General features: G+C 61.0%; 2 protein-coding genes. Both read left to right on the forward strand.

Annotated elements, in window-relative coordinates; all coding sequences use genetic code 11:
• Positions 1–231: 231 nt before the first annotated feature.
• A complete protein-coding gene (istA, locus tag AAFM31_RS17650; protein WP_165771327.1) occupies positions 232–1,776 on the forward strand; it encodes an IS21 family transposase in 1,545 nt (514 codons plus the stop codon).
• 14 nt (positions 1,777–1,790) lie between these two features.
• Entirely contained in the window at positions 1,791–2,546 is a 756-nt protein-coding gene (gene istB, locus AAFM31_RS17655) for an IS21-like element helper ATPase IstB (protein ID WP_065335626.1), read from the forward strand.
• Positions 2,547–2,640 lie beyond the last annotated feature (94 nt).

The following is a 2,640-nucleotide window of genomic DNA, read 5'->3' on the forward strand; positions in this document are numbered from 1 at the left end:
GGTGCATATTCCGGCCCATCGTGACCGCCCATTCCGTTTGAACGTGACCGCCTGTTCTGGGCTATCGTGACCGCTTATTCCGTTTCATCGTGACCGATTTTGGGTGCTTGCCCGGAATCGTCGGTCACGATGCCGGAATCATCGGTCACGTTCCCCCGGAATCACAGCCAACGCACTGGAATTCTTGAACTTTATCCAGCATACCCCTTTCTTTTTTTCGAGGAAGAGCGGATGCCGGCTGCGAGGATTTCCATGCGACAGATCATCGAGATATTACGCCTCAAGTACGAAGCCGGTCTGAGTCACGAGCGCATTGCCCGTGCCTGCGGCCTCTCCAAGGGCGTGGTCGGCAAATACGTCAGCCTGGCCCAAGTCCAGGGTGTTACTTGGCCACTACCGAAGAACCTAGACGAGGCCCGGCTGCACGCGTTGTTGTTCCCGGCCAAGACGCCCCCGTCACGCTTTGCCGAGCCTGATTGCTTCCAGGTCCACCAGGAGCTCAAGACCAAAGGCGTGACCCTGCAACTACTCTGGGCCGAGTACGTGGAGCGCCACGGAGACAAGGCCTACCGCTACAGCCAGTACTGCCATCACTACCGGCTCTGGCGTGGCCGGCAGCGCCGTAGCATGCGTCAGGTCCACCGTGCCGGTGAGAAGATCTTTATCGACTACTGCGGCCCGACCGTGCCTGTGGTGGATCGCTCTACCGGTGAAGTGCGCAAGGCACAAGTCTTTGTGGCAGTGTTGGGCGCCTCCAGTTACACCTTCGCCGAGGCCACTTGGAGCCAGAGCCTTCCAGACTGGGTCGCCTCCCACCAGAGGATGCTCAACTTCTTCGGCGGGGTACCGGAACTGCTGGTTCCGGACAACCTCAAGGCAGCAGTGACCAAGGCGGACCGCTACAGCCCGACGATCAACGAGACCTACGCTGAGCTGGCCTGCCATTACCAGACAGCGGTGTTGCCTGCGCGGCCCTACAAGCCCAAGGACAAGGCGAAGGCCGAGACGTCGGTGCTGTTGGTCGAGCGCTGGATCCTGGCCCGCTTACGGCATCAGACATTCTTCTCCCTAGCCGAACTGAATACCGCCATTGCCGCGCTGCTACCAGCACTGAACCAGCGCCCGTTCCAAGGCCGGGTCGAGAGCCGTCAAAGCCTGTACGACGCGCTTGACCGTCCAGCCCTGCGACCGCTCCCAGCAACGCCCTATACCTACGCCGAGTGGCGCAAGGCTCGACCGGGCATTGATTATCACATTGAGATAGACAAGCGACTGTACAGCGTACCCCATGCCTTGGTGGGGTTGGTTCTGGACGTGCGGTTAACGGATACCGCCCTGGAGGTTATGCACAAGGGCCAGCGTGTTGCCTTGCATCCCCGTCACGGGAAGAGCCGCTTCGTCACTCTGACCGAGCATATGCCCAAAGCGCACCAGGCCCACAAGGACTGGTCTCCGGAGCGCTTCCTCAATTGGGCCAAAGACATCGGTCCCGCATCCCTGCAGGTGGTGCAGGGCCAGCTCAAGGATCGCCCCCATCCTGAGCATGGCTATCGCGCCTGTCTGGGGTTGCTGAACCTCAGTCGGCGTTACAGCCGTGAACGCCTTGAGCAGGCCTGCGCTCGGGCGCTGTCGATCAACTCGGCCAGCTACCAGAGCATCACCTCAATCCTGAAACAAGGACTTGATCAGCTCCCCCTGCCACTGGCTGAGGAAGAGCGTGATCTGACCGACCTGCCTGCGCATACCAACGTTCGCGGCCCGCATTACTACCACTGATACCGGAGAGATCTATGCTGACCCAAACCACACTCAACACGCTGCGCCAACTCAAGCTGACGGGCATGTGTGACGCCCTGGAACAACAGCGGGCTCAGCCCGAGACCCACGATCTGGCGTTCGAGGAGCGCTTGGCTCTGCTGGTGGACCGGGAAGTGCTGCACCGGGAAAACCGTCGGCTGGACCGCCTGCTCAAGGCTGCCCGCTTGCGCGTGCCAGCCTGCATCGAAGACATCGACTACCGGCACCCGCGCGGTCTGGAGCGCTCGCGCATGGCGGGCCTGGCTAGCTGTGACTGGATCAGGCAATCGCTGAACCTGTGCATCACCGGCCCCACCGGCTGCGGCAAGACCTGGCTGGCCTGCGCCCTCGGCAATCAAGCCTGTCGCCAAGGGCTGTCCGTCCGTTACCTGCGGGTGCCGCGGCTGTTCGAGCAAGTAAGGATCGCCCACGGTGATGGCAGCTACGCTCGCCTGATGACGCAGTTGTTGAAAACCGACCTGCTGATCCTTGATGACTGGGGTATGCAGAAGATCAATGCCCAGCAACGACAGGATCTGATGGAAGTGATTGAGGATCGCCACGGACGAGGCTCAACCCTCATTGCTAGCCAGCTACCCACCGAACACTGGCACGACTACATCGGCTCCGCCACGCTCGCCGACGCCATCTTGGACCGACTGCTGCACGGAGCCCATCGACTCAATCTGAAGGGGGAATCACTGAGAAAGGCCAACGCTCAAAACACGGTGCTGGTTGACCCATCGTGACCGCTCAGAGTACAAAACCCGTTCCAGCGTGAAGGCCGTGCGCAAATCGGTCACGATCCCCGGAATGACCGGTCACGTTCGCCGGAATACGCAG

The sequence above is a fragment of the Halopseudomonas sp. genome (assembly GCF_038130085.1).
Lineage (GTDB): Bacteria > Pseudomonadota > Gammaproteobacteria > Pseudomonadales > Pseudomonadaceae > Halopseudomonas.

What these genes read in the sequence shown, in the direction of transcription:
- istA (WP_165771327.1), top strand. Translation starts at nt 232, where the DNA reads ATGCCGGCTGCGAGGATTTCCATGCGACAGATCATCGAGATATTACGC.
- istB (WP_065335626.1), top strand. Translation starts at nt 1,791, where the DNA reads ATGCTGACCCAAACCACACTCAACACGCTGCGCCAACTCAAGCTGACG.